General features: G+C 63.1%; 29 protein-coding genes. 10 read left to right on the top strand and 19 right to left on the bottom strand.

Annotation, left to right across the window (positions count from 1 at the left end; translation table 11 throughout):
• The first annotated feature begins 49 nt into the window (after window positions 1–49).
• Window positions 50–1,069, top strand: a complete 1,020-nt coding sequence (locus BLV18_RS14750; protein ID WP_167375948.1) for an alpha/beta fold hydrolase — start codon at window positions 50–52, stop codon at window positions 1,067–1,069.
• A gap of 127 nt (window positions 1,070–1,196) precedes the next feature.
• Here BLV18_RS14750 and aauR read toward each other — a convergent pair whose 3' ends face one another.
• The 8 genes from aauR to BLV18_RS14710 form a co-directional block, all read right to left on the bottom strand.
• Window positions 1,197–2,516, bottom strand: a complete 1,320-nt coding sequence (aauR, locus tag BLV18_RS14745; protein ID WP_090359554.1) for a two-component response regulator AauR — start codon at window positions 2,514–2,516, stop codon at window positions 1,197–1,199.
• Window positions 2,513–4,402: a two-component sensor histidine kinase AauS gene (gene aauS / locus BLV18_RS14740; protein ID WP_090359552.1), complete on the bottom strand. Its 1,890-nt coding sequence runs from the start codon at window positions 4,400–4,402 to the stop codon at window positions 2,513–2,515. The genes aauR and aauS overlap by 4 nt, the downstream gene beginning before the upstream one ends.
• Before the next feature lie 63 nt (window positions 4,403–4,465).
• Window positions 4,466–5,200 carry an amino acid ABC transporter ATP-binding protein gene (locus BLV18_RS14735; protein WP_043185416.1) on the bottom strand — a complete coding sequence of 245 codons (735 nt, stop codon included), beginning with the start codon at window positions 5,198–5,200 and terminating at the stop codon, window positions 4,466–4,468.
• On the bottom strand, window positions 5,197–5,865 hold the full coding sequence (locus BLV18_RS14730) for an amino acid ABC transporter permease (protein WP_049862144.1): 669 nt from the start codon (window positions 5,863–5,865) through the stop codon (window positions 5,197–5,199). Before BLV18_RS14730 ends, BLV18_RS14735 begins: the two co-directional genes overlap by 4 nt.
• Window positions 5,862–6,608: an amino acid ABC transporter permease gene (locus BLV18_RS14725; RefSeq protein WP_049862143.1), complete on the bottom strand. Its 747-nt coding sequence runs from the start codon at window positions 6,606–6,608 to the stop codon at window positions 5,862–5,864. Before BLV18_RS14725 ends, BLV18_RS14730 begins: the two co-directional genes overlap by 4 nt.
• An 84-nt stretch (window positions 6,609–6,692) precedes the next feature.
• On the bottom strand, window positions 6,693–7,607 hold the full coding sequence (locus BLV18_RS14720) for a glutamate/aspartate ABC transporter substrate-binding protein (protein WP_090359549.1): 915 nt from the start codon (window positions 7,605–7,607) through the stop codon (window positions 6,693–6,695).
• A 388-nt stretch (window positions 7,608–7,995) separates the two neighbouring features.
• Window positions 7,996–9,270, bottom strand: a complete 1,275-nt coding sequence (locus tag BLV18_RS14715; RefSeq protein WP_090359546.1) for a glucarate dehydratase family protein — start codon at window positions 9,268–9,270, stop codon at window positions 7,996–7,998.
• 60 nt (window positions 9,271–9,330) lie between these two features.
• Window positions 9,331–10,635: an MFS transporter gene (locus tag BLV18_RS14710; protein ID WP_208598892.1), complete on the bottom strand. Its 1,305-nt coding sequence runs from the start codon at window positions 10,633–10,635 to the stop codon at window positions 9,331–9,333.
• 139 nt (window positions 10,636–10,774) lie between these two features.
• Between BLV18_RS14710 and BLV18_RS14705 the strand changes: the two genes are divergently transcribed.
• Window positions 10,775–11,686 carry a LysR family transcriptional regulator gene (locus BLV18_RS14705; RefSeq protein WP_090359543.1) on the top strand — a complete coding sequence of 304 codons (912 nt, stop codon included), beginning with the start codon at window positions 10,775–10,777 and terminating at the stop codon, window positions 11,684–11,686.
• 271 nt (window positions 11,687–11,957) lie between these two features.
• On the opposite strand, the gene BLV18_RS14700 is transcribed toward BLV18_RS14705, so the two are convergent.
• Window positions 11,958–12,125, bottom strand: a complete 168-nt coding sequence (locus tag BLV18_RS14700; RefSeq protein WP_082223724.1) for a DUF2897 family protein — start codon at window positions 12,123–12,125, stop codon at window positions 11,958–11,960.
• Window positions 12,126–12,331: 206 nt separating this feature from the next.
• On the opposite strand from BLV18_RS14700, the gene pyrF reads away from it, so the two are divergent.
• Window positions 12,332–13,033 carry an orotidine-5'-phosphate decarboxylase gene (gene pyrF, locus BLV18_RS14695; protein ID WP_049862138.1) on the top strand — a complete coding sequence of 234 codons (702 nt, stop codon included), beginning with the start codon at window positions 12,332–12,334 and terminating at the stop codon, window positions 13,031–13,033.
• On the opposite strand, the gene budC is transcribed toward pyrF, so the two are convergent.
• The 7 genes from budC to BLV18_RS14660 all read right to left on the bottom strand — a co-directional run bounded on the left by budC (window position 13,034) and on the right by BLV18_RS14660 (window position 17,758).
• Complete coding sequence (gene budC / locus BLV18_RS14690) at window positions 13,034–13,798, bottom strand: meso-2,3-butanediol dehydrogenase (RefSeq protein WP_056843758.1); 765 nt, start codon at window positions 13,796–13,798, stop codon at window positions 13,034–13,036. It abuts the gene before it with no gap.
• Window positions 13,799–13,896: 98 nt separating this feature from the next.
• Window positions 13,897–15,090, bottom strand: coding sequence for a benzoate/H(+) symporter BenE family transporter (locus BLV18_RS14685; protein ID WP_090359541.1), 1,194 nt, complete (start codon window positions 15,088–15,090; stop codon window positions 13,897–13,899).
• A gap of 109 nt (window positions 15,091–15,199) precedes the next feature.
• Complete coding sequence (locus BLV18_RS14680) at window positions 15,200–15,571, bottom strand: glutaredoxin (protein WP_090359538.1); 372 nt, start codon at window positions 15,569–15,571, stop codon at window positions 15,200–15,202.
• A gap of 28 nt (window positions 15,572–15,599) precedes the next feature.
• Entirely contained in the window at window positions 15,600–16,145 is a 546-nt protein-coding gene (gene folE, locus BLV18_RS14675) for a GTP cyclohydrolase I FolE (RefSeq protein ID WP_043185450.1), read from the bottom strand.
• 72 nt (window positions 16,146–16,217) lie between these two features.
• On the bottom strand, window positions 16,218–16,775 hold the full coding sequence (locus tag BLV18_RS14670) for a Smr/MutS family protein (protein WP_090359536.1): 558 nt from the start codon (window positions 16,773–16,775) through the stop codon (window positions 16,218–16,220).
• Between the two features lie 36 nt (window positions 16,776–16,811).
• The gene (locus BLV18_RS14665; RefSeq protein ID WP_049862133.1) at window positions 16,812–17,132 is read right to left on the bottom strand and encodes a hypothetical protein; all 321 of its coding nucleotides are present in this window, start codon (window positions 17,130–17,132) and stop codon (window positions 16,812–16,814) included.
• 35 nt (window positions 17,133–17,167) lie between these two features.
• The gene (locus tag BLV18_RS14660) at window positions 17,168–17,758 is read right to left on the bottom strand and encodes a cysteine hydrolase family protein (RefSeq protein WP_090359534.1); all 591 of its coding nucleotides are present in this window, start codon (window positions 17,756–17,758) and stop codon (window positions 17,168–17,170) included.
• A gap of 137 nt (window positions 17,759–17,895) precedes the next feature.
• On the opposite strand from BLV18_RS14660, the gene prmB reads away from it, so the two are divergent.
• Window positions 17,896–18,804: a 50S ribosomal protein L3 N(5)-glutamine methyltransferase gene (prmB, locus tag BLV18_RS14655; protein WP_090359532.1), complete on the top strand. Its 909-nt coding sequence runs from the start codon at window positions 17,896–17,898 to the stop codon at window positions 18,802–18,804.
• A gap of 30 nt (window positions 18,805–18,834) precedes the next feature.
• Here prmB and BLV18_RS14650 read toward each other — a convergent pair whose 3' ends face one another.
• Together BLV18_RS14650 and BLV18_RS14645 are read right to left on the bottom strand one after the other, a co-directional pair.
• Window positions 18,835–19,617 carry a hypothetical protein gene (locus tag BLV18_RS14650; protein ID WP_090359530.1) on the bottom strand — a complete coding sequence of 261 codons (783 nt, stop codon included), beginning with the start codon at window positions 19,615–19,617 and terminating at the stop codon, window positions 18,835–18,837.
• Window positions 19,618–19,691: 74 nt separating this feature from the next.
• Window positions 19,692–20,657 carry an alpha/beta hydrolase gene (locus BLV18_RS14645; RefSeq protein ID WP_236707091.1) on the bottom strand — a complete coding sequence of 322 codons (966 nt, stop codon included), beginning with the start codon at window positions 20,655–20,657 and terminating at the stop codon, window positions 19,692–19,694.
• 127 nt (window positions 20,658–20,784) lie between these two features.
• On the opposite strand from BLV18_RS14645, the gene aroC reads away from it, so the two are divergent.
• The 3 genes from aroC to BLV18_RS14630 are packed head-to-tail and all read left to right on the top strand — an operon-like array spanning window position 20,785 to window position 23,626.
• A complete protein-coding gene (gene aroC / locus BLV18_RS14640; RefSeq protein WP_056843750.1) occupies window positions 20,785–21,876 on the top strand; it encodes a chorismate synthase in 1,092 nt (363 codons plus the stop codon).
• 5 nt (window positions 21,877–21,881) lie between these two features.
• Window positions 21,882–23,060: an MFS transporter gene (locus BLV18_RS14635; RefSeq protein WP_090362308.1), complete on the top strand. Its 1,179-nt coding sequence runs from the start codon at window positions 21,882–21,884 to the stop codon at window positions 23,058–23,060.
• A gap of 20 nt (window positions 23,061–23,080) precedes the next feature.
• On the top strand, window positions 23,081–23,626 hold the full coding sequence (locus tag BLV18_RS14630; RefSeq protein WP_090359528.1) for a hypothetical protein: 546 nt from the start codon (window positions 23,081–23,083) through the stop codon (window positions 23,624–23,626).
• A gap of 137 nt (window positions 23,627–23,763) precedes the next feature.
• Here BLV18_RS14630 and BLV18_RS14625 read toward each other — a convergent pair whose 3' ends face one another.
• Complete coding sequence (locus BLV18_RS14625; RefSeq protein WP_090359525.1) at window positions 23,764–24,042, bottom strand: DUF3509 domain-containing protein; 279 nt, start codon at window positions 24,040–24,042, stop codon at window positions 23,764–23,766.
• Between the two features lie 355 nt (window positions 24,043–24,397).
• On the opposite strand from BLV18_RS14625, the gene BLV18_RS14620 reads away from it, so the two are divergent.
• From BLV18_RS14620 to BLV18_RS14610, 3 genes are all read left to right on the top strand, one after another.
• Window positions 24,398–24,919 carry an ankyrin repeat domain-containing protein gene (locus BLV18_RS14620; protein ID WP_090359522.1) on the top strand — a complete coding sequence of 174 codons (522 nt, stop codon included), beginning with the start codon at window positions 24,398–24,400 and terminating at the stop codon, window positions 24,917–24,919.
• 64 nt (window positions 24,920–24,983) lie between these two features.
• Window positions 24,984–25,514 (top strand): hypothetical protein, encoded by a 531-nt coding sequence (locus BLV18_RS14615; protein WP_090359520.1) that lies wholly within the window; start codon window positions 24,984–24,986, stop codon window positions 25,512–25,514.
• 90 nt (window positions 25,515–25,604) lie between these two features.
• A complete protein-coding gene (locus BLV18_RS14610) occupies window positions 25,605–25,796 on the top strand; it encodes a PLDc N-terminal domain-containing protein (protein ID WP_043185491.1) in 192 nt (63 codons plus the stop codon).
• The last annotated feature ends 29 nt before the right edge of the window (window positions 25,797–25,825 follow it).

Genomic DNA, 25,825 nt, shown 5'->3' with positions numbered 1-25,825 from the left:
CAGAAGTGTGGCAGCGCGATGTACGAAAGGTCATCAGACTCGCGCTTCAATGGGGTTCTGCGTTCTGGTGCAAGTCATGCGTCTATGGGTGTTTCTGACCGCGCTGCTGTGCGGTCAGTGGGTTTTTGCAGCTGCACGTTGCGATGTCGATGTTCCGCTTCAACACGCTCGACTGGCTCAGGTCAGCCTGGCCTATCAAAGTATCGGTCGCGTCCAGGACCCAGCGCTGTTGCTGGTGATGGGGCTGGGTGGGCAACTGATCGACTGGCCCGACGAAGTGGTCAGCGCCCTGTGTGAGCAGGGCTTTCGGGTGATTCGCTACGACAATCGCGATGTCGGCCTGTCGACCTGGTCGCAGCCGCCGCCGTCGGCCAACCTGGCCTTCGAGGTGCTGCGCTACAAGCTGGGCCTGGCGGTGTCGGCGCCGTACAGCCTGACCGACATGGCCGATGACGCACTGGGTTTGATGGATGCGCTGCAGGTGCAGCGCTTCCACGTGTTGGGCGCGAGCATGGGCGGGATGATCGCCCAGCACCTGGCCGACCGTGCGCCGCAGCGGGTGCAGAGCCTGACGCTGATCATGTCGAGTTCCGGCGCGCCGGGCCTGCCCGAGCCGCGTCCGGCCTTGCTTCAGCTGCTGGCCAAGCGCAGCGCGCCGAGCCGGGAGTTGGCGCTGCAGCAGCAGGCTGACTTGCTGGCAGCGTTGGGCAGCCCGCAGATCGCCGACGACCGCGCCGAGTTGTTGCATCAGGCGCAGGTGTCATACGACCGGGCTTTCAATCCGCTGGGGGTGCAGCGACAGATCATGGCGATTCTGGCCGAGCCTAGCCGGGTGGCCTTGCTCAACCGCCTGCGGGTGCCGACGCTGGTGGTGCATGGCACGGCCGATCCGCTGTTGCCGGTGATGCACGGGGTGCATCTGGCGGCGCATATCAAGGGCAGCCAGTTGCGGCTGATACCGGGGTTGGCGCATCGCTTCCAGGAGGCCTTCAAGGCGCCGCTGTTGGGGGCGGTGTTGCCGTACCTGGCGCAGCAGCGGCAGCGGGAAGGGGTGTTGGCGGGGTTGTAGTGGGTTTTGGGGTGTCAGGCGGGGCCTCTTCGCGGGCAGAGACCCGCTCCCACACAGAGCAAGTGGAGCCTTGAACTGTGGGAGCGGGTCTCTGCCCGCGAAGAGGCCCGCAAGCCAACCCCATATATCAGTTCAATCCGTACTTCTTGACCTTGTCGAACAGGGTGGTCTTGGCCATGCCCAGCTCCTGGCTGGCCTGGCTGAGGTTGCCCGCCGTTCGCTGCAGAGCCTCGGTCAGCAAGTTGCGCTCGAACGCCTCCACCGCTTCGGAAAAGCCCAGGCTGACCACGCTGGCCGCATCGTTCTTCTTGAAGGCCGGCAGGCCCAACGCATAACGCTCGGCCACGTTGCGCAGTTCGCGGACGTTGCCGGGCCAGTCGTGGCTCATCAGGCGCGACACCGTCTGCGCATCGAGTTCCGGCGGCTCGCGGTCGAAGCGCAGCGCAGCCAGCTGCAGGAAGTGCTGGAACAGCTCGAGAATGTCTTCACGGCGCTCGCGCAGCGGCGGCAACTCCAGCGTGACCACGTTGAGGCGGTAATACAGATCGCTGCGAAACTGGTTCTGCCGGCTCAACGCGTCCAGATCCGATTTGGTGGCAGCGATCAGGCGGCAATCCACAGCAATGCTCTGGTTCGAACCCAGGCGTTCCAGGGTGCGCTCCTGCAGCACCCGCAGCAGCTTGATCTGCAAGGGGATGGGCATGCTTTCCACTTCGTCGAGGAACAGGGTGCCCTGGTCGGCGTGTTCGATCTTGCCGATGCGGCGCTTGCCGGCACCGGTGAAGGCATTTGCCTCGTGACCGAAAATCTCGCTTTCGAACAACTGTTCCGGCAGCCCGCCGCAGTTGAGCGCCACGAACGGCTGTGGCTGACGGCGGCTGAAGTCGTGCAGGCAGCGGGCGACCAGCTCCTTGCCAGTGCCGGTTTCGCCTTCGATCAGCACGTTGGCCGAAGTGTCGGCGACATTGGCGATCAGTTCGCGCAGGTTCTGCATGGCCGGCGAGCGACCGATGATGCGACCCTCCAGGGAGCTGCGCTCGGCCAGTTGCCGACGCAAGGAGCTGACCTCGCGGGCCAGGCCGCGCTGCTCCAGCGCGCGGCGGACCACGTCCACCAGACGTTCGGGCGAGAAGGGCTTTTCCATGAAGTCGTAGGCGCCGCTGCGCATGGCACCCACGGCCATGGAGATGTCGCCATGGCCGGTGATCAGCACCACCGGCAGGCTGGGGTCACGCGCCTTGAGTTGGCTCAGCAGTTCCAGGCCGTCCATGCCGGGCAGGCGGATATCGCTGACGACGATGCCGGCGAAGTCGTCGCCGATGCACGCCAGCGCGGCCTCGGCACTGGCCACGCCCTGGCTGGGAATGTCTTCCAGCGCCAGGGCCTGCTGGCAGCCGAGCAGTACATGGGGGTCGTCTTCGACGATCAGGACGGTCAAGGCGTTCATGGCGACTCGCTGGGCGACGCTGCCGCAAGCGGCAGGCTGAGAATGAAAGTGGTGCCACCGTCGGCGGGATGCTCGACGGCCAGGTTGCCACCGGCGGCCGCCGCCAGGCTGGCCGACAGGGTCAGGCCAAGGCCCAGGCCGTGATCGCCGGGCTTGGTGGTGAAGAACGGTTCGAACAGGTGCTTGCGGGTCTCCACATCGATGCCGTGGCCGTTGTCGCGCACGCGCAGGGCGTAGCGCTCACCCTCCATGCGGCCGTCCAGCCACAGCGTCGGTTCCGATGCGCCGGCGGTGGCATCCAGCGCGTTGCCGATCAGGTTGACCAGAATCTGCTCGAGACGGGTCTGGTCGATGGCCAGTTGCAGCTCGGCGCACGTGCGTTGCACGCTCAGATGGCTGGCCTCGATGCGGCTGGCCAGCACCTGCAGCGCACCGTCCAGGGCCTTGCCCAGGCTGGCCTGACCCTTGTCGTCGCCACGCCGAGCGAAGGAGCGCAGGCTGGCGGTGATGCGGCCCATGCGATCGATCAGTTCGTTCATGGTGCTCAGGTTGGTGCTGGCCGTGTCCAGCGCTCCGCGCTCCAGGAAGCGCACGGTATTGCCCGACAAGGTGCGCAGCGCTGCCAGCGGCTGGTTGAGCTCGTGGGCGATGCTGGTCGACATCTGCCCGATGGCCGCCAGCTTGCCTGCCTGGACCAGTTCATCCTGGGCCTTGCGCAGGGTTTCCTCGGCCTGACGGCGTTCACGGATCTGGCCCTTGAGCCGTTCGTTGCTGGCGCGCAGGTCCTGGGTTCGCTCGGCGATGCGGCGCTCCAGGTGACTGTTGGCCTGTTCCAATGCCTCACGAGCGGCCAGGCGGGTGGCCAGCACCTTGCGTCGTTCGTTCCAGGCGATCAGCAGGAAGGCCAGCAAGGCAAACGCCACGGCCACTAGCACGCCCTGGACGATGGCTTCGTGGCGCAGGTCCTGCAGGGACGTGAGCAGCGTGAAACGCCAGGGTGTATCGGCCAGGCGCCGCGACTGCGACAGGTAGGTGACGTTGATGTCCTTGCCCGGCTTGTCGGTGTGCGTGGCGAAGGTCAGCAGCTCCACGCCATCGGCCAGGCTCTGGCGGGCGAGGGGTTCGAGCTCGTTGAGCGGCCACCAGTAATACTGCAGGCTGCGCGCCAGGCGCTCCTTGATTTCCGGGGTCAGCGGGCGTATCGACTTCAACCGCCGTGCCGGATCGCTGGACAGGATGATGATGCCGTTCTCGTCGCTGACGAAGGCTTCCAGCCGAGCTTTCTGCCAGCGTTCCTCCAGCGCCTCCAGGCGCACCTTGATGACTGCCACGCCGATCAGCTTGCCGTGTTCCTCCAGGCCATGGGCGAGGAAATAGCCAGGCTCGCCAGTGGTGCTGCCGATGCCGTAGAAGCGACCCGGCTGGCCTCGAATGGCCGCCTGGAAGTAACCGCGGAAGGACAGGTCTTCGCCGAGAAAGCTGTCGGCATCGCGCCAGTTGCTGGTGGCCTGCACGCGGCCGGTGGTGTCGAGCACATAGATGGCGCGGCTGCGGCTGCGCCGGTTCAGGCCTTCCAGGTAGTCGTTGACCGCTTGGCGATGTTCGCCGTCGGGGTCGTTGAGCAGGGTCGAGACGCTGTCTTCGAGCTCCAGCAGGCTGGGCAGGTAGGTGTACTTGGTGATTTCGCTTTCGACCGCACGCGCGTGCAGTTCGAGCTGCCGCTCGCCGTTCTCGGACAAGGCACGAATACTGTTGTGCTCACTCACCAGAAAGCCCACGTAGCCCAGGCCCAGCGTCAACAGCAGGATCAGGGGCGGCAGGAACAGTTGGCGAATCAGGCGGGGCTTCACGATCAGGTCAGGCTTTGTGGCGGGCAGGCATTTCATCACAGTCGCCTTCAAGCAGCCAGCGTCCCGCGCCCGACAGCGCGGGCGCGGGACGGCCGGTCATCAGTGCTGCAGGATCTTGGCGAGGAATTGCTGAGCGCGGTCGGAGCGCGCGCTGACATCGCCGAAGAACTCTTCCTTGGGGCAGTCTTCGACGATCTGTCCCTGGTCCATGAAGATCACCCGGTTGGCAACCTTGCGCGCGAAGCCCATCTCGTGGGTCACGCACATCATGGTCATGCCTTCGTGGGCCAGTTGCACCATCACGTCGAGCACTTCGTTGACCATTTCCGGGTCGAGCGCCGAAGTCGGCTCGTCGAACAGCATGACCACCGGATCCATCGCCAGCGCACGGGCGATCGCCACACGCTGCTGCTGGCCACCGGACAGCTGGCCAGGGTGCTTGTGCGCGTGGGCCGACAAGCCGACGCGTTCGAGCAGTTGCAGGCCCTTTTTCGTGGCCTCTTCCTTGCTGCGGCCCAGCACCTTGATCTGCGCGATGGTCAGGTTTTCGGTGATGGTCAGGTGCGGAAACAGCTCGAAATGCTGGAACACCATGCCCACCCGCGAGCGCAGCTTGGGCAGGTTGGTCTTGGGGTCGGCGATGGAGGTGCCGTCGACCACGATGTCGCCCTTCTGGAAAGGCTCCAGGGCATTCACGCACTTGATCAGGGTCGACTTGCCCGAACCCGATGGCCCGCACACCACGACCACTTCGCCTTTCTTGACCTCGGTGCTGCAATCGGTGAGCACCTGGAAGTCGCCATACCACTTGTTGATGTTCTTGATGGAGATCATACGGCTAACCTTTTTTGCAGACGCTTGACCAGAAGGGAGGCGCTGAAACTGATGACGAAGTACACCACGCCGGCGAAGATCAGGAACTCGTTGGCCCGACCGATGATGTCGCCGCTGGCACGCGCCGAGTTGAGGAAGTCCACCAGGCCGACGGTGTAGACCAGCGAGGTGTCCTGGAACAGGATGATGCTTTGCTGCAACAGCAGCGGGGTCATCTTGCGAAACGCCTGGGGCAGGATGATCAGGCGCATGGTCTGACCGTAGTTCATGCCCAGCGCTTGCGCCGCGCCCATCTGGCCCTTGGAAATGGACTGCACACCGGCGCGCACGATTTCACAGAAGTACGCGGCCTCGAACATCATGAAGGCCACGAGGCACGAGGTGAAGGCGCCCACCGGCGTGTCTTCGCCGGTGATCCAGCGCAGCACGAAAGGAACCGCCAGGTAGAACCAGGTGATCACCAGCAGCAGCGGAATGGAGCGGAAATAGTTGACGTAGGCGCCGGCGAAGCGCGACAGCAGCTTGTTCGACGACAGCCGCATCAGGGCCAGCACGGTGCCCAGCGCAATGCCGCCGATGACGCCCAGCACCATCAGCTGCAAGGTCATGACCATGCCGTTCCACATGCCCGGCAGGGCTGGAATGATTCCACTGAAGTCCATCATTTACCTCCCAGGGAGATCAGCCCAGGCACGGCGAGCTTGCGCTCGAACACCCGCATCAACAGCATCAGGCTCATGTTCAGGGTGAAGTAGATCAGCGTGGCCAGGGTGAAAGCCTCGAACAGATTGGCCGAGAACTCCGCGGTCTGCTTGGTTTGCGCCAGCAGCTCCATCAGGCCGATCAACGAGGCCACCGACGAGTTCTTGAACACGTTGAGGAACTCAGAGGTGAGCGGCGGAATGATGATGCGGTAGGCCTGGGGCAGCAGCACGTTCCAGTAGATCTGCGACAGGCTGAAACCCATCGCTCGGGCGGCCGATTCCTGGCCGCGCGGCAACGCCTGGATACCGGTACGCACCTGCTCGCAGACCCGCGCAGCGGTGAACAGGCCCAGGCAGACCACCACGCTCAGGAACGCCGAGGTGGTCGGATTGAGGTCCTGCTTGTACCACTCCTGCATGCCTTCGGGCAGCAGGTCGGGTACCAGGAAATACCAGATGAACAGCTGCACCAGCAGCGGCACGTTGCGGAACAGCTCGACGTAGCAGGTCGCGATACCCGAGACCCAGCGGCTCGGCACGGTGCGCATGACACCCAGTACCGAGCCCAGCAGCAGGGCGATGATCCAGGCGACCACGGCAATGGCGATGGTCCAGCCCAGGCCGGAGATGTACCAATCCAGGTAGATCTCGCTGCCGACGCCAGTGGACTTGAAGAAGACGCTCCAGTCCCAGTTGTAATTCATGGGGAATACCCCTCGGAAATTGATTCACGGGCACAGGCTTTCACCCGAGCGCCGGGCGGCGTTCGGGTGAAATCAGGGTGGTGCTTACGACTTCTTGTCGGGAGCCGGCTTGTCGTTGGGGTTGGCGATCAACGCCTTGAGCTCGTTGCTCATGGGGAAGCCCAGGTTCAGGCCTTTTGGCGGGATCGGCTGGTTGAACCACTTGTCGTAGATGCCGTTGATGTCGCCCGAGGCGAAGGTTGCCTTGATGGCATCGTCCACGGCTTTCTTGAACGGCTCGTCGCCTTTGCGCACCATGCAGCCGTAGATTTCATAGGACTGCGGGGTACCGGTGACTTCCCAGTCGGTCGGCTTCTTGGCCTTGGCCATTTCGCCGGCGAGCAGGGCGTCGTCCATCATGAAGGCGACGGCGCGGCCCGATTCGAGCATCTGGAAGGACTCGCCGTGGTCTTTCGCCGAGACGATGTTCATTCCCATCTGCTTGTCGGCGTTCATCGACTTGAGGATGCGCTCGGAGGTGGTACCGGCGGTGGTGACGACGTTCTTGCCTTTCAGGTCGTCGAAATCCTTGTAGGACGAATCTTTCTTGCTCAGCAGACGGGTGCCGATCTCGAAGATGCCGACGGAGAAATCCACTTGCTGGGCGCGTTCGGCGTTGTTGGTGGTGGAGCCGCACTCCAGGTCGATGGTGCCGTTCTGCACCAGCGGGATACGGGTCTGCGAGGTCACCAGGTTGTACTTGACCTTCAGGTCCGGCATGTCGAGGTCTTTTTTCAGGGCCTCGACCACCTTGAGCTGGATGTCATGGGAGTAGCCGACCGGCTTGCCGGACGCATCGGCAATGTACGAGAAGGGGATCGAGGCGTCGCGGTGACCGAGGGTGATGGTGCCCGAATCCTTGATTTTCTTCAGGGTGCCGGTGAGTTCGGCGGCCAACGCTGGAGTACTGATCAGAGCGGCGGCAATGGCGGCGCTCAGGAGTTTTGGAACGATGCGCATCAGTGAATCCTCGACTTTGTTTTTTTTATCGAGCCCGCAGGCCCTCGGGGTACGGCGAAGCTCGGCGGCTGGTATGCGCCGGTTTCGTTGAAGAGTGTAGAGCATGAGTCATGCCAAGGCGGGGGATGTGGCTCAGAGCCAGGTCGGCTGGGGCGGGCAGCACTTTTGAGGAGGGAGAGGGATAAGAGGGTCGTTCGGGAATCCGAATATCCAAGGGTGCCATGGACGGATTTCCGAGTCGCTGCAAGCATTCGCGAGCAGAGGGCTCGCCGCCCGCCCCGCTCCCGCAGGTGAAACATAAGCATTCGCGGGCAGAGCCCGCTCCCACATGCACCGCGGTCCTTGTGGGAGCGGGTTCTACCCGCGAAGAGGCCCTTGGATCAAACCCTCAAAACCGCGGCTTCACCGCCTTCCAATCAGGCTTGTACCGAGCCATCTGCCGCACGTCGTCCCGTGAACGAATCCCGCAGCGCAGGAACTGCTCATGCAACATGCCCAACTGGTCGCGATCCAGCTCCAGACCCAACCCAGGGGTCTTGTTGATCTTCACGCAGCCATCGACGATCGGCAGCTTGCCGCCCTTGATCACCTCTTCGTCCGGCTCCTGCCACGGATAATGGGTGTCGCAGGCATAGTCCAGATTCGGCACCGAGGCGGCCACATGCGCCATGGCCATCAAGCTGATACCCAGGTGCGAGTTCGAGTGCATCGACACCCCCAGTCCCCAGGTCTGGCACATGCTCGCCAATACCTGGGTATCACGCAGCCCGCCCCAGTAGTGGTGATCGGCGAGCACGATCTGCACGCTGTTGCGCTCGACACTGCGGCGGAACTCGGCGAAGTCGGTCACCACCATGTTGGTGGCCAGCGGCAGCCCGGTGCGTTTGTGCAACTCGGCCATATCGTCCAGGCCGGGGCAGGGGTCCTCGTAGTACTGGAGACTGTCTCCCAGCAATTCGGCCATCCTGATCGACGTCTCCAGCGACCAGTTGCCGTTGGGGTCGATGCGCAGCGGATGGTTGGGAAAGGCCTTCTTCAGCGCCAGAATGCAGGCCACTTCACGCTCGGGTTCCAAGGTCCCGGCCTTGAGCTTGATGCTCTTGAAACCGTACTGCTCGATCATGCGCCTGGCCTGGCCGACGATCTGCTCCTCGTTCAACGCCTCGCCCCAGTTGTCAGCAGGGTAGGGCGAATCGACGTGCTCGGCGTACTTGAAGAACAGGTAGGCGCTGAAAGGCACTTCATCGCGCACCGCACCGCCGAGCAGGTCGACCAGTGGCCGATTCAGCGACCGCGCCTGAAGATCGAGCAGCGCCACTTCGAAGGCCGAGTAGGCATTGGTCACGGCCTTGCTGGCATGTGAACCGGGAGCCAGTTCGGCACCGCTCACGCTGGCCGGCTTGTGCCGGGCCACGGTGCTGGCGACGATCTGGCGCAGGCCATTGAGGTTGAACGGATCCAGGCCGGGCAGTTGATCCTTGATGGCCATCTGAATGGCCAAGGCCGGGGCATCGCCATAGCTTTCACCCAGGCCGACGTAGCCGTTGTCGCTTTCCACCTCGATGATCGAGCGCAAGGCATAGGGTTCGTGGATACCGCTGGCGTTGAGCAATGGCGGGTCGCGGAAGGCGATGGGAGTGACGGTGACACGTTTGATCTTCACAAGCTTCTCCTCGGGGTGCAGGCCCGCTATCGCGGACCATTCCTTTCTAGTACACGGCGGTCAGTGCGCGGCGGCAGGTTGCAGTGGCTTGTCATCGGGCTTCTGCCCGCGAGGCCGGGTGCGGGCGAAGAACACCACGATCGCGGCCAGCACCGAGGTCGCGGCCAGGCCGTAAAGGCCGCCCTGGATCGAGCCGGTCTTCTCTTCCAGAAAGCCGAATACGGTGGGCGCGACGAAGCCGCCCAGGTTGCCCACCGAGTTGATCAGCGCCAGGACGGCGGCGGCGATCCGGGCGTCCAGATAGGCCTGCGGGATAGGCCAGAACAGCGCCGATGCCGCCTTGAACCCCACTGCAGCGAAGCAGATGGCGACGAAGGCGAACACCGGGCCGCCATAGGTCGACATGAACATCCCCCCGGCCGCGATGATCAGCGTCGTCGCCACCCACGCCTGCTGGTGCTTGAAGCGGGCGGCGAGGGCTGCGAAGCCATACATGGCGGCAATCGAGATGATCCAGGGGATGGAGTTGAACAGCCCCACTTCGAAGTCCGAGACGTTGCCCATCTTCTTGATCATGCTCGGCAGCCAGAAGGTGGCGCCATAGATGGTCAGCGCCACCGAAAAGAAGATGAAGCAGAACACCAGGATCTGGGTGTCGGCGAGCAGCTTGAAGATCGACGGCTTGACCACATGCTCGGCTTCACGGGCGCGCTGTTCCTCGGCGATCATCCCGCTCAGGGTCGTCTGCTCGGCAGGGGTAAGCCACTTGGCCTCATGGATGTGCGATTGCAGCCAGTAGTAGACGAACCCGCACAGCGCCACCGATGCGCCGCCTTCGATCAGGAACATCCACTGCCAGCCATGCAGGCCCAGCCCGGTCACGCTCAGCAGGGCGCCGGTGATGGGGCCGGAAATGATCGAGGCGATGGCCGAGCCGCTGAGGAAGATCGCCATGGCCTTGCCGCGTTCGCTGGCAGGCAACCACTGGGTGAAGTAGTAGAGCACGCCGGGATAGAAGCCTGCCTCGGTGACGCCGAGCAGGAAGCGCATGACATAGAAACTGGTCTCGCCTTGAACGAAGGCCATGCCCATGGCCACCAGGCCCCAGGTGAACATGATCCGGGTCAGCCAGGCGCGGGCGCCGAAGCGTTGCAGAAGCATGTTGGACGGCACTTCGAACAATGCGTAGCCAACGAAGAACAAACCAGCGCCCAGACCATAGGCCGCAGCGCCGATGCCCAGGTCGGTTTCCATGTGGGTGCGGACGAAACCGATGTTCACCCGGTCGATGTAGTTGACGATGAACATCACGACGAACAGCGGCAGTACGTGCCGCTTGACCTTGGCCACTGCGCTGGCGAGCACGCTGGGGTCGACGGCACCGGATTGAACGTTCAAGGGCGACACTCCGATCATTGTTTTTTTTGGAGGGCTCGATCATGAACTTGAGGTATTGTTTCAGTCCAATTCAAGTTGGCACTTGATTGATACCGAGGTTGAATCAATGTTCGAACTCAGCCAGCTCCGTTGCTTCACCACCGTGGCCACGGAACTCAACTTCCGCCGGGCTGCTGAGCGCCTCAACATGACGCAGCCGCCGCTAAGTCGGCAGATCCAACTGCTGGAGCATCATCTGGGCGTCGAGCTGTTCACCCGTAGCACGCGCAGCGTGGCGTTGACGGCGGCGGGTCGGGCCTTTTTCATCGAGGCGCAGAATCTGCTGGAGCGTGCCCAGCAAGCTGCGGTGTCGGCACGCCGCTTCGCCGATGGCGACATCGGCTCGGTGAACATCGCCTTCGTCGGCAGTGCGGTGTACGAATTCCTGCCCAAGGTCATCGCCGAAGCGCGGCTCAAGCAACCGCAGGTGAAGATTGACCTGTCGGAAATGAACACCTACCAGCAGCACGAGGCCTTGCGTGCCCGGCGTATCGATCTGGGCATCGCCCGCGCGCCGTTGCTCGACAGTGGTTACCTCACCGAATGCCTGGTGCGCGAACCATTCGTGCTGGCAACGCCGGCCACCCATCGGCTGGCCAATGCAGCCCAGGTACGTGTGCAGGATCTGGACGGTGAACCCTTCCTGATGTACTCGCACGCCGCCTATCCACCGTTCAACGAATTGCTCACCGGCATGCTGCGTTCGGCTCAGGTGACCCCGCAATACGTGCAGTGGCTGGGGTCGTCGCTGACCATCCTGGCGCTGGTCAACGCTGGCATGGGGGTGGCGTTGGTGCCGCGCTGCGCCACCAGCGTGGTCTTCAAGAATGTGATGTTCCGCGATATCGATCTGGGGGAGGGCGTGCAGAGCGAACTGCACCTGATCTGGCGAGAGAGCAATGACAATCCGGCGTTCGCCATTCTGCTTAAGGCAATCAAGGGCGCAGCCAAGGATGGGTGGGGCGGAGAAAATAGCTGATCAAAAAATGATCATGTTTCGCTGGGCCGTGTGGCCCGTGGCCTGCAGCGTGTTCTCCCAAGCTTATCCACAGGCAGGTGCACGTCGAATGTGCACAACCCCTTGAAACTGCTCGTTTTTTAATCGACGGCTGGAAACGCTGGCGGGCCGTGGCCTGCAGGGTATTGCACCCAGCTTATGCACAGCCTCATGCAGCTTTTTGTTGGATAACCCATGAGAGTGACTGGCCAGCCCCCTGAAGCACAGAGACACCCGGGGGGCTGAGTACCTGTCAGCGGTTTCGTGCGTCCTTGGCATCCATCTCGGCGTTGCGTTCGTGTACCTTCTTGAGCTGCTCGTCGGTCAACGGCAGTTTCTGCGCGCTTTGCTTGAGCACCAGCAATCCACCGACGATCGAGCCGATGGCCACCAACAAGATCAACCAGGCATACCAGGGCATGAGGACACTCCTTGAACGGTGCGCCGAAGATGCGCGGCGCTTGTAGAGATTGGAGCGACAGGGTGTCGCAGTGGTTCCATCATAGCCCGTTCCTGCCCTGTGGCGACGCCGCCCGATGGCGACGTGGACAATCGTGGCAACGCCCCTGAGCCAGCAAAATCCGCTACAATGCGCGCCGATTTCGACCCGCCTTCAGAGAGCCCGCCATGTCCGCCTGCCAGACTCCCATCATCGTCGCCCTGGATTACCCAACCCGCGAGGCGGCTCTGAAGCTGGCCGATCAGCTGGATCCCACGTTGTGCCGGGTCAAGGTGGGCAAGGAACTGTTCACCAGCAGCGCGTCGGGCATCGTCGAAACCTTGAATGACAAGGGCTTCGAGGTGTTCCTGGACTTGAAATTCCACGACATCCCCAACACCACCGCCATGGCCGTCAAGGCTGCGGCGGAAATGGGTGTCTGGATGGTCAACGTGCATTGCTCTGGCGGCCTGCGCATGATGGCGGCGTGTCGCGAAGTGCTGGAACAGCGCTCCGGTGCCAAGCCGTTGCTGATCGGCGTGACCGTGCTGACCAGCATGGAGCGTGAAGACCTCGCTGCCATCGGCCTGGACATCGAACCACAGGAGCAGGTGCTGCGTTTGGCGGCGCTGGCGCAGAAGGCCGGCATGGACGGGCTGGTCTGCTCGGCACTGGAAGCCCAGGCCTTGAAGGCTGCGCATCCCGCTCTGCAGCTGGTCACTCCCGGCATTCGCCCAGCGGGCAGTGCTCAGGATGACCAGCGCCGTATCCTGACCCCTCGCCAGGCCCTGGACGCTGGCTCCGACTACCTGGTGATCGGCCGTCCGATCAGCCAGGCCGCCGATCCCGCTCAGGCGCTGGCCGACGTCGTGGCGCAGATCAACGCCTGATCAGGCCTGCTTGGGCTGACCGTTGGAGGCGTGCAGCCCGCCGTCCACGGGCAGGTTCACACCGTTGACGAAACGCGCGTCGTGGCTGGCCAGGAAGGCGATCACGTCTGCCACTTCTTCGGCCTCGGCAGCGCGACCCATGGGAATGCGCTCGGCGAATTTGTCCATCAGGGCCTTGTCGTCGGCCATGCCTGCTGTGAGCTCGCTCTTGGTCAGGGCAGGGCATACGGCATTCACGCGTACACCCTGGCCGCCGTATTCAAGCGCCAGGGCGCGGGTGAAGTTCGTGACCGCACCCTTGGCGGCGTTGTAGAAGCTCATGCCCCAGTCGCCGCCCAGGCCCGATACCGACGACACGTTGATGATGCTGCCGCCGCTCTTGAGCAAATGCGGCATGGCGGCGCGGCAACCGTAAAACACACCGTCCACGTCGATCGACATCACGCTGCGCCAGTCGTCCAGCGAGGCCTCGGTCAAGGCGCCCGATGGTGCCACACCAGCGTTGTTGACCAGCACGTCCAGTTGGCCAAAATGCTCGACTGCACGCTTGACCAACTGCTGCACGTCTTCCCACTTCGAAACATCGGCGCTGACGACCAGACTCTGGCCGGGCCCGATGCCCTTGGCCACGGTTTCCAACTTTTCAGCGTTGCGCCCCACTAACACGACGCGTGCACCTTCCTTGGCGAAGCGCAGCGCGGTGGCCGCGCCAATGCCGGAGCCCGCGCCGGTGACGATCACGACTTTGTCCTGGAAACGATTCATGCCTGTGTCCTCTGTGATGTGGAGTTACAGGTGTGAAAGCGTCGCCGCAGGTGCGGTTCATTCGGCTTGATGACAATCCTTTAATGATGCTTCAGGTGTCAGGCTTTGCGCGCATTGAGGATGAGCAGCGTCAGGACCCCGGCGATGATGCCCCAGAACGCCGAGCCCACCGAGAACAGCGTCAGCCCTGACGCGGTCACCATGAACGTGACCAGGGCCGCTTCGCGCTCCCTGGGCTCGCTCATGGCTTGAGTCAGGCCGTTGATGATCGAGCCGAACAGCGCTAACGCTGCGATCGACAACACCAGCTCTTTGGGCAGTGCGGCAAACAGCGCGGCCAGCGTGGCGCCGAATGTGCCGGCAATGGCGTAGAACACACCGCACCAGACCGCCGCGGTGTAGCGCTTGGCTGGATCTTCGTGAGCCTGTGGGCCGGTGCAGATAGCTGCACTGATGGCAGCCAGATTGACGCCGTGGGAACCGAATGGCGCCATCAGCACCGAGGCGATGCCGGTCACTGAAATCAACGGCGAGGCTGCCACCTGGTAACCGTCGGCGCGCAGTACGGCGATACCGGGCATGTTCTGCGAGGTCATGGCAACCACGAACAGCGGAATGCCGATACTGATGGTCGCGGCCAGGGAGAAGGACGGGGTGGTCCACTGAGGTTGGGCCGCCTGCAGGCTGAAATGGCTGAAGTCGAGCAGGCCGAGCAGCCCGGACACCAGCGTACCGAAGACCAGCGCTGCCAGCACCGCATAGCGTGGCGACAGTCGCTTCACGATCAGGTAGGTGAAGAACATGCACAGCACCAGGGCGGTGCGGTGTTGCGCGGCGACGAAGATTTCGCTGCCGATCTTGAACAGGATACCGGCCAGCAGCGCGGCGGCCAGCGATGCCGGCAGGCGCTTGAGCAGGCGCTCGAAACTGCCGGTCAGGCCACAGATCGTGACCAGCACCGCACAGGTGATGAACGCGCCGATGGCCTCGGCATAATTCACGCCGCCCAGGCTGGTGATCAACAGGGCCGCGCCCGGCGTCGACCAGGCCACCGTGATGGGCGTGCGGTAACGCAGGGAAAGGCCGATGCTGCACACTGCCATGCCGATCGACAGGGCCCAGATCCAGGAGGATATCTGCGCGGTCGTCAAGCCGGCAGCCTGACCCGCCTGGAACATCAGCACCAGGGAGCTGGTGTAGCCGGTCATCATGGCGATGAAGCCGGCCACCACCGCAGAGGGAGCAGTGTCGGCCAGCGGGCGCAGTGGGGCAGAGGTGATGGGGTTGGGCATGGCGGTCGGATCCTTGTCCTGAACAGCGTCGGTCAAGGGTAAGCCAAGGTGTCCGGCCAGCAGCGGTACAGCGGCGCGATCAATCGACGATACAGCTGGGCGACAGCGATCAGGCTGCCGCGAAGCGCCCGTTCAGGTAATCGATGATCACCTTGGAATCGTACATCCAAGTGACCTTGCCGGCTTCCTCGATGCGCAGGCACGGGACCTTGATCTTGCCGCCTTCGGCCAGCAGGGTTTCCCGAGCCACGCTGTCGTTCTTGGCATCGCGCAGGCTCGCCGGCACGTTGAGCTTGTGCAGGGTGCGGCGGGTCTTCACACAGAATGGACAGGCGTGGAACTGATAGAGCGTCAGCCCGCTGGCTGCGCGGTCCACCTCGGCCTGGGCCTCGGCGGTGCGCTTGCGCCGCGGTGGACGGGTGAGCAGGTCGCCCGCCACGATTACCTGGCCCAGTCCGATACGCAAGGCTTTCATCAACATGTGGCAGTCCTCGAGATTGGGGTGCGGCTTATTTGATCAGGCTGAGAAACTCGCTGCGGGTCGCCGCGTTGTCACGGAACTCGCCCAGCATCACCGAGGTGATCATCGAGGAGTTCTGCTTCTCGACGCCGCGCATCATCATGCACATGTGCTTGGCTTCGATGACCACCGCGACACCCAGCGCGCCGGTGACCTGCTGCACCGCATCTGCGATCTGCCGGCCCAGGTTCTCCTGGATCTGCAGGCGGCGGGCGTACATGTCGACGATCCGCGCGACCTTGGACAGCCCCAGCACCTTGCCATTGGGGATATAGGCGACATGGGCGCGCCCTATGAACGGCAACAGGTGATGCTCGCACAACGAATACAGCTCGATATCCCGGACCATCACCATCTCGCTCGCATCGGAGCTGAACAGGGCTCCGTTGGTGACCTCGTCGAGGGTCTGCTCGTACCCGCGGCATAGGTACTTCATGGCTTTGGCAGCGCGTTTGGGCGTGTCGAGCAGGCCTTCGCGGGTAACGTCCTCGCCCAGCTGGCCAAGGATCTCGGTGTAGTTCTGTTCCAGGGACATGATCAAACCTGTGGGGAAATATTTCGCAGACGCGAAGGGTACGGCTCCGCTCGCACGGGTGCAAGCGGGGCGTTATTCGTCACGCCCTTCGAGCATGGTGCGCTTGAGCATCACGTAAACCGCGCCGGCGCCGCCGTGGCGGGGCTGGCAGGAGGTGAAGCCGAGCACCTGCGGGTGCTGGCGCAGCCAGGTGTTGACGTGGCTCTTGATCATTGGCCGCTTGCCGTCCAGGCGCACGGCCTTGCCGTGGGTCACGCGCACGCAGCGGATTTCGAAGCGGGTGGCTTCGGCGAGGAACGCCCAGAGGGTTTCGCGAGCCTTTTCCACGGTCATGCCGTGCAGGTCCAGGCTGCCTTCGAAGGGAATCTGGCCGACCTTGAGCTTGCGCATCTGGCTTTCCTGCACGCCATCACGGGCCCAGTGCAGGTCGTCCTCGGGGCCGACGTCGATGACGAACTGATCGGACAAGCCATCGACGGTCGTGACGTGGGTCCCCACCGTCGCAGCCTGACGCAGCGCCTGCATCTTGGCCTTGTCGGCCTTGGGCTTGCCGGTGTCGGCACGGTCGTGCCGGATCGGCTTGACGCCGCGCATCTGGTCCTTGAACAGGGAAAATTCGTCGTCTTGCATGAGGGCCTCCACCACGGGAGCGCTAGTCTACGCGACTCAATCGTGCTTTTTCATCAGATGCGGGGCCAGATCGAGTTCACGGCTGCGGCGCATCCCGCGGCGGCTGCGCCGCCAGAACCACAGGCCCAGATACAGAACCAGCACGCCGATGCCCGCCAGGATGGCCGCGCCGGTGGTCGTGGTGTCCAGTCCGGTCACCTGGGGCGGATGCCCCAGCAAGGTAGCGATGCCGGCCATGGCCAGCAGCAGGCCAAGGGTCAACAGCACGGCACCCAGCGCTGCGCCGAGACGGTAACGCCAGCCACCTGAACTGCGCTTCCTGAGCCTGCGCGCATTGAAACCCTGGGATGACTTCATTGATTCCTCGATGGCGATCGGGCCGGCTTGGGAGGTCAGAGCAGATCGCCGGTCATGGCGACCGCAGCGAAATTGTCACGCATGATGGCCATTTCGGCTTCCTGCACCTTGGCCGCAGCCAGGACGCCATCACCCTGGGGCAGGTCGCGGGTGGCGCAGGCATCGGCCACCAGCGTGCAGCGATAGCCGTAGTCCTTCGAGGCGCGCACCGTGGTGCTGACGCTGGAGTGGCTCATGAAGCCGCAGACGATCAGGTCCAGATGACCGTAGCTCTGCAGCAGTTCGTGCAGGCCGGTGTTGTTGAAGGCATTGGGCATGCGCTTTTCGACCACCGCTTCGTCGCCCTGGGGTTCGAAGCCCTTGATGAACTCGCCACGCTCGCCCTGGGGGTCGAACAACCCACCCACGGTGCCCAGATGGCGGATGTGCACCACAGGACGCTTGGCTGCGCGTGCCGCAGCCACCAGTTTGGCGATGTTGGCCAGCGCCTCGTCCATGCCCGACAGGGCCAGGTCGCCACTGAGGTATTCCTTCTGTGCATCGATGATGATCAGGCTGGCGTTGGCGATCCGCGTGGGCGGGAAACCGCGGCCGCTGAGTTGGAACATCGTCTTTGGAACGGACATCGGGGGCTCCTTTGGCTAGGGCTTTTGCCGCATTGTCCTCTGCTCGAGCCGTTCTGTGAATCGGATTGAGCGAACATGGCGAAAATCGCCCGCGGCCCTCTGTTAATATCCCGGCTTGATTCGACCGAGGAGCTTTTGTGATCACTTCCCGCTTGCGCACCGTGCGCGACCACATCCGTTGGGCCGTCAGCCGTTTTCATGGCGAAGAACTGTTCTTTGGCCACGGCACCGATAACGCCTGGGACGAGGCCCGCCTGCTGGTGCTGGGCGCGTTGAACCTGCCCTACGAAATCGCCGACAGCTACCTGGACTGCCGTCTGGAAGAGGACGAGATCGTACGTGTGCAACACCTGCTCAAGCGGCGCATCGAAGAGCGCGTGCCGGCCGCCTACCTGATCGGCGAAGCCTGGTTCTGTGGCATGTCGTTCATCGTCGACACACGGGTGCTGGTGCCCCGTTCACCGATCGGCGAATTGATCGAAAACGGCTTCGAGCCGTGGCTGAGCCAGCCGCCGGCGCGGATCCTCGATATGTGCACCGGTTCGGGCTGCATCGGTATCGCCTGCGCCGATGTCTTCCCGGAAGCTGAAGTCATTCTCGCCGACCTGTCCTTCGAGGCGCTCGAAGTGGCCAATCAGAACATCGAGCGGCACGGTCAGGAAGAGCGCGTCTACACCGTCCAGGGTGATGGTTTCGAAGGTTTGCCGGGGCAGCGGTTCGACCTGATCGTGTCCAACCCGCCCTACGTCGATGCCGAAGACTTCGCCGACATGCCGGCCGAGTATCAGCACGAGCCGGAACTGGGCCTGGCCTGTGGCGACGATGGCTTGAACCTGGTGCGACGCATGCTGGCCGAGGCGGCGGATCATTTGACCGACAAAGGCCTGTTGATCGTCGAGGTCGGCAACAGCCAGGTGCACGTCGAGGCGCTCTATCCGGAAGTGGATTTCGCCTGGCTGGAGTTCCAGCGTGGTGGGCATGGCGTGTTCATGCTCAGCGCCGAGCAGTGTCGCGAGCACCAGGCGCTGTTCGTTTCGCGGATCTGATCGCGTTCGCCCACTTCACTGCGGCTGATGCTAGCGGTGAGTGGCGATCCAGATCAGCAACGCGGCCTGGAACACGGCGAACGCGATCAGGCAGGCGATGGTGAAGCGCAGGCCGCCTTCTTCGCGCGAGTACTTGCCGATCCGCTCCTGCTGGGTGTGCAGTTTCAGCTCCATTTCCTGCAACTGCTGTTCGGCCAGCTGCAGCATCTCGCTGGCCGCCAGCACCTCGACCACCTGGACCTTTTCCGGATTCCAGGTGCTCAGCAACTGGCTGACGGCAATGGGGTGATAGCGCCCCTTGAGGCGTTGCACGTCGGCGTACTCGACGTTCAGGCCTTGGGTGCGCAGGGCGTGATCGCGGCGATCCAGGCCTGCCGGTTGCAGCGCTTCCTTGCTCGACAGCGCTGCGCCCTGCAGGGTGTAGTGCGGCCAGTGACGCTGCAGCCAGGCGGTGGCCTGGGCCATGACGAAACGGCCCAGGCCGCGGTTGACCGGCTCCAGTTGCAGACCCGCTTCGCTGCCCAGAGTGACCTGCTTGAGCTGGTGGTCGACCCATACGTCCAGCTGGTTCTGTTCCTTGCGCACACGCTGGCCTGGCAGTTGGATGTCCAACCGCAGCAGGCTCAGGGCCGGGTCGTGGCGCTCGGCCAGGCCGAACTGCACGAAACGCAGCGGGCGTGGGCCGGTCGCCCGGTCGGCGGGCAGGGACGCCAGGCGCAGCATCCTGAACTGCTCGGCGGTGACCTCGGCCCATGGCCGCGGCACCTGCGCGGGTTTATCGATGTCGGCGTTTGGCGGGTCTTGTTCGGTCATGGCGCGATCCTCTTCACGCAGCTTGTATCGGCTACCTCGACCCACTCTTGAGTGCGCTCGGCGCAGAGCGCCGCTCAAAGCCCCTGAATGAAAGGCACGACGACGCGGCCCAGTTCGGCTGCCAGCGGCCGATTGTGGTCACGGTACGACTTGAGTTGGGACGGCAGGTCCATCGGCACGATGCGCAGCACATGGTTCATGCCGGGAATGATCGCCAGCTGCGCATCGGGCTTGGCGCGCTGCAGTGCCTGTGCATCGCCGACGCCCACCTGGATGTCGTGGCTGCCCTGCACGATCAGCGCCGGGATCTTCAATGCAGCGAAGGCTTGCGCAGGGTCCTGGCGCAGCAGCGAAATCAGGTAGGGCTGCACGCTGGGGCGAAACAGCACCTGCAAGGGCTGGGGTACGTCCGGGTCGTATTGTCCTGCCTCCAGGCGCTCGATCAGTTGATAACTGCGCGGCTGCAGTTCGGCCGGCAGACGCTCGCCGATCTGTTCGCGAAGCACTTCACCCAGGGGCCGGCCGCTGCCCGACAGCGATACCACCGCATTGGCGCCGGCACGTTGGGCTGCCAGGGTGGCGATCAGCGCACCCTCGCTGTGACCAAGAATGACCAGCGGGCCGAAACGCGGATCGCGCTTGAGCTGCGCGCTCCAGGCCACCGCATCGTCGACGTAGCCCGCCACGCTCAGGTCGCGTTCATCGGGCGTGGCCTTGCGGCCGGTCGCCACACCGCGTTTGTCGTAGCGCACACTGGCGATGTTGTTCTGGGCCAGAAGCAAGGCAAGCTTCTTCAGACTGTCGTTGCGTCCGGCTTCGGGATTGTTGCCGTCACGGTCGGTAGGGCCCGAGCCGGAAATCATCAGCACAACAGGGACCGGCCGGTCGGCGCGGGGCACCAGCAGCGAGCCGTACAACGTGCCTTGAGCCGTCTGCAACTCGATCGGGCGCCTGGCGATGTCGGGCGTGGCGGCCAGTGCCGCGGCGCTGCTGGCGAACAGGAACACGGCAAGCAATCGGAACATCATCTGCAACATCATCGAGCCACTATCCAGGGAAGTGCGATTTGGACTGGGGCGTCTGGCTAAGGTTCAGGGATGAACTGGCCGTCGACCGTGCGTATACTGGCGCCCTGTCTGATTCGGTTGATTTCGCGGAGCGCCCTGCATGTCCGGCAATACCTACGGCAAGCTGTTCACTGTCACCACCGCTGGCGAAAGCCATGGCCCGGCGTTGGTCGCCATCGTCGACGGCTGCCCGCCAGGCCTTGCGATCTCCCTGGACGACCTGCAGCGCGACCTGGATCGCCGCAAGCCGGGCACCAGCCGGCACACCACCCAGCGCCAGGAGCCCGACGAGGTCGAGATCCTCTCCGGCGTGTTCGAAGGGCGGACCACCGGTACCTCCATCGGCCTGCTGATTCGTAACACCGATCAGAAATCCAAGGATTACTCGGCAATCAAGGACCTGTTCCGTCCCGCCCATGCCGACTACACCTACCATCATAAGTACGGCGAGCGCGACTACCGCGGCGGTGGCCGCAGCTCGGCGCGCGAAACCGCCATGCGCGTGGCGGCCGGGGCGATCGCCAAGAAGTACCTGGCCACCCAGGGCATCCTGATTCGTGGCTACATGAGCCAGCTGGGCCCGATCCAGATTCCCTTCAAGAGCTGGGACGGCGTGGAAGACAACGCCTTTTTCAGCCCCGACCCGGACAAGGTGCCGGAGCTTGAGGCCTACATGGACCAGTTGCGCCGCGACCAGGACTCGGTCGGCGCGAAGATCACCGTGGTCGCCGAAGGCGTCATGCCCGGCCTGGGCGAGCCGATTTTCGATCGTCTGGACGCTGATCTGGCCCATGCATTGATGAGCATCAACGCGGTCAAGGGTGTGGAAATCGGCGCCGGTTTCGCCAGCGTGGCCCAGCGTGGCACCGAGCACCGCGACGAGATGACGCCCGAGGGCTTCCTCAGCAATCACGCAGGTGGGGTGCTGGGCGGTATTTCCTCGGGGCAGCCGATCGTGGCTCATCTGGCCCTCAAGCCGACGTCGAGCATCACCACCCCGGGTCGCTCGATCGATGTCCACGGCCAGCCGGCCGACATCATCACCAAGGGCCGCCATGACCCGTGCGTAGGCATCCGCGCCACGCCGATTGCCGAAGCCATGATGGCCATCGTATTGATGGACCACCTGCTGCGTCATCGTGGGCAGAATGCCGACGTCAAGGTCGACACCCCGGTGCTGGGCCAGCTTTGAGCGCGGTGCCGTCGCCTGCGGGACATGCAGTCCCGTATTGGCGACTGTCCACCTTCTACCTGTTCTACTTCGCCTTGCTGGGGTCGACGGCGCCGTTCCTGGCGCTGTATTTCCATCACCTGGGCTTCGACAGCGCGCGCATCGGTGAGCTGGTGGCGATTCCCATGCTCATGCGTTGCGTGGCGCCCAATCTCTGGGGCTGGCTGGGCGACTACACCGGTCGGCGACTGGCCATCGTGCGCATCGGCGCGGTGTGTACGCTGGCCAGTTTCTCGCTGATCCTGCTGGACACCAGCTACGCCTGGCTGGCGCTGGTCATGGCGCTGCACGCGTTTTTCTGGCACGCCGTGCTGCCTCAGTTCGAAACCCTGACCCTAGGTCATCTGCAGGGCCAGACGGCGCGCTACAGCCAGATCCGCCTGTGGGGCTCGATCGGCTTCATCCTCACCGTCGTCGGCCTGGGCCGAGTGTTCGAAAGCCTGAGTCTGGATGCCTACCCCTATACGCTGCTGGCGATCATGGCCGGGATCGTTGCGGCCAGTGCCTGGGTGCCCGATGCGCCGGTTGGCGACGGCCCGCGTCGGACGCCGGGGGACGGTTTCATGAAGCAACTGGTTCGCCCTGGCGTACTGGCGTTCTACGGATGCGTGGGGCTGATGCAGCTCAGCCATGGTCCGTACTACACGTTTCTGACCCTGCACCTTGAACAGTTGGGATACAGCCGCGCGGTGATCGGCATGCTGTGGGCGGTTGGTGTGGTGGCCGAGGTGTTGATGTTCCTGGCCATGAGCCGGATCCTGGGGCGATTTTCCCTGCGCCACGTACTGGTGGCCAGTTTCCTGTTGGCTGCGGTGCGCTGGCTGTTGCTGGGCAGTTTCGCCGAACACCTGTGGCTGCTGGTGCTCGCCCAACTCATGCACGCGGCCACCTTCGGCAGCTTCCATGCCGCGGCGATCCATTTCGTGCAACGCAGCTTCGGCATCCATCAACAGGGGCAGGGGCAGGCCCTGTACGCAACGTTGGCCGGTGTCGGTGGGGCTTTGGGTGCACTGTATTCCGGTTACCTGTGGCAACCGTTGGGCGCCACCGGCACGTTTGCCTTGGCTAGCCTTGCCGCATTCGCCGCCGCCCTGATCATGCTCAAACGCTCGCCTGCAACGCCCCCGCCCGCAGCCAGCCACTGACACCCATTCGAGGACTCTGCATGAGCCGCCTGACCGTCTACCACCGCAGCACGCCCGACATCCCCAACAAGGTGTTGAGCCACCCTGAAGACATCACCGCGACCCTGGCCGAGCTGGGCATCGGCTTCGAACGCGCCGAAGAGACGCTTCCCGTGTCCTGGGAGGCGAGCGCGGAAGAGGTGATCGCGACCTGCCGGAGTGAGGTCGATGCCTGGATGGCCAAGGGAGGCTACATGAGCGTGGACGTCGTCAGCATTGACGAGGATCACCGCCCGCGGGCTTCGAACCAGGCCGAGTTTCTGCGTGAGCACCGGCTGGAGGGAGAGTGGGTTCTGTGCGTGGTGGCCGGGCGTGCCCAGTTGAGCGTACACGCCGGTGACTACGTGTATGCCGTGCTCTGCGAACGTGACGACCGGATCACGGTACCGGCAGGCGTAACGCATTGGCTGGACCTGGGCGAACGTGCACGGTTCGTCGGCCTGCGTATCCTCACCAATTCCCATGGCTGGCGACCCGATTACGTGGATCAGCCCGTGCACGACCTGTTTCCGCGGATGGATGACTGATTCCAGCTTCGTCCAGGCGAAAAAAAACCCGGTACCAGGATGCGCCAGGTATCGGGTTTTGCAAGAAACAGAGCAGAGGAAACAGAGGTGTATCAGTCAGGCCAAGCCAAGCTTGCCAGGTAGATCAGCTACGCTGATCAGGCCGAATGGTAGGTCGGCAGGGCAAAGCGGTTCTGACTTTGCAGCATGTTGATCGCAGGCAGCTGACTGGCTTCACCGGCCAAGTCGCGGCGGATGGCGCTGATGACCCAAGTTAGTTGCTCAGGGGTGTGCAGTTGGGCGTAGGAAATCGAACGCCTGATCTGTTTGCCATCGGTGTCACGTAGGGTCAGCAGAACGGCACCATCCGGACGTGGCTGGGTGGTCACTTCGTACTCGGAGAAAACGGAAACGAATTTTTCGTGGAGGAAGTTCATGTGCAGCTCCTAGCAAGTTGGCAGACATGTCTAGGTAGTTGCAGCGAGTGTGCCAAGTCCCTTTAAAAATAAAACCCTTATAAATCATAGACTTGAAAATAAGGCTTATTTTGCTCTCCGTGCAATTTGCATGAACGGCCATTTGACATGCTGCATTTTGCGCGGCGGAGTAAGGCGAGCGATGAGTCGTTGCGAGGGAGTGAGGCGCGCGCAATGGATTTTTTCCCATCGCGCTACTGTCTATGACCACAAATCGCCAATAAATTCCCGATTCGCGGGTGATAGCCAGGCTCTGTTGCAGGCTTGAACCCAAGCGGGAACACTGTCTACCGTGATCCATTGCCAGGAGGTTTCCATGACCCAGCCCGAAGCTCGCCAAATGAACGATGAAGAAGCCGCCGAGTTCGCCGAACAGGTGTTCGATGTTGCCCGCAACGGTGACGCGCAGATGCTCGAGCGTCTGCTGGAAAAAGGCCTTCCGCCCAATCTGCGCAACCACAACGGCGATACCTTGTTGATGCTGGCGACCTATCATGGTCATCTCGATGCCACACGGGTATTGCTCAGGTACAAGGCGGATCCGTTGATTGCCAATGACAAGAATCAGTTGCCCATGGCCGGTGCCGCCTTCAAGGGTAACCTGTCGATCGTGCAGCTGCTGATAGAGGAGGGTGCCCCCGTCGATGGCGCCTCGGCTGATGGACGCACGGCACTGATGATGGCGGCCATGTTCAACCGTACGGAAATGGTCGAGTACCTGTTGGCGCAAGGGGCCAATCCGGCTGCGGTGGATGCTCAGGGTATCAATGCATTGGGCGCCGCACGCGCCATGGGTGCCAAGCTGACCATCGAACAGCTGGAGAAGCTGGCCGCCTGATACCCGTCTGGCTGATTTGCGGCTATCCTTGCGGCCATTTTTCCAGCGCCGCAGGGGTTGCCTCATGAAACAGTCACTTGTCGAACTCATCGGCAAAATCAGTTCCGGCTGCATGCGCGATGACGACATCGATCGCATCGCCGATGAGGCCGCCCAGGCCTACGCCGACCCCCAGGCGTTCCTCACTGCCAATCCCGACATCAATTACGACGACAGCTTTCCGATTCCCTTGGGCGAATGGGTCGTGGTGGGCAGCCTGCCCGACACGGTGATCTTTCAGGCCGATACCTACCCCGAGCTGCTGCAGCAGATCATCGATTCGTTCGGGCCCGACGTTACGTTCAACATCAAGCCCAAGCAGCTGAACAAGATCGACGCATTGACCGCACTCAATCGTATCCAGGTGCAACTGGCTGCCATGAGCAAGGATCAGGGAGGGTACGTGCTGTTCGATTTCAGCCAGCCCCTGGATGATGAATTGCAGATGGTACTGGTGTACGGCAAGGATGCCGATCGGGTGACGGCATTGGGCGCCGAGTTGCACATCACCGCCGTACCCGCCCTGGAGACATTGCGCGTGGCGTTGCACGTCTGAACGCAGCCTTCACCTTTCGCACGGCGACCACGGAACCCCTGCGACACGCCGCTATCCTAGTTGATGCATGCCATCCACAAGGAGTATCACATGGGTTCCACTTTCAATAGCCTGATCGGCCTGATCATCCTCGCGCTGGACATCTGGGCGGTCATCAACGTCATCAAGAGTGGTGCCTCGACCGGGGCCAAGGTCCTGTGGGTACTGCTGATCATCCTGCTGCCGGTACTGGGCCTGATCATCTGGGCCATCGCCGGTCCACGCGGCAACGTGCGGGTCTGAATCAAACAGGTCGAACCTGCAACGGGTTC

The sequence above is a fragment of the Pseudomonas coleopterorum genome (assembly GCF_900105555.1).
Lineage (GTDB): Bacteria > Pseudomonadota > Gammaproteobacteria > Pseudomonadales > Pseudomonadaceae > Aquipseudomonas > Aquipseudomonas coleopterorum.
The sequence above is the reverse complement of the archived record's forward strand: the minus strand, read 5'-3'. Positions and strand labels throughout refer to the sequence as shown.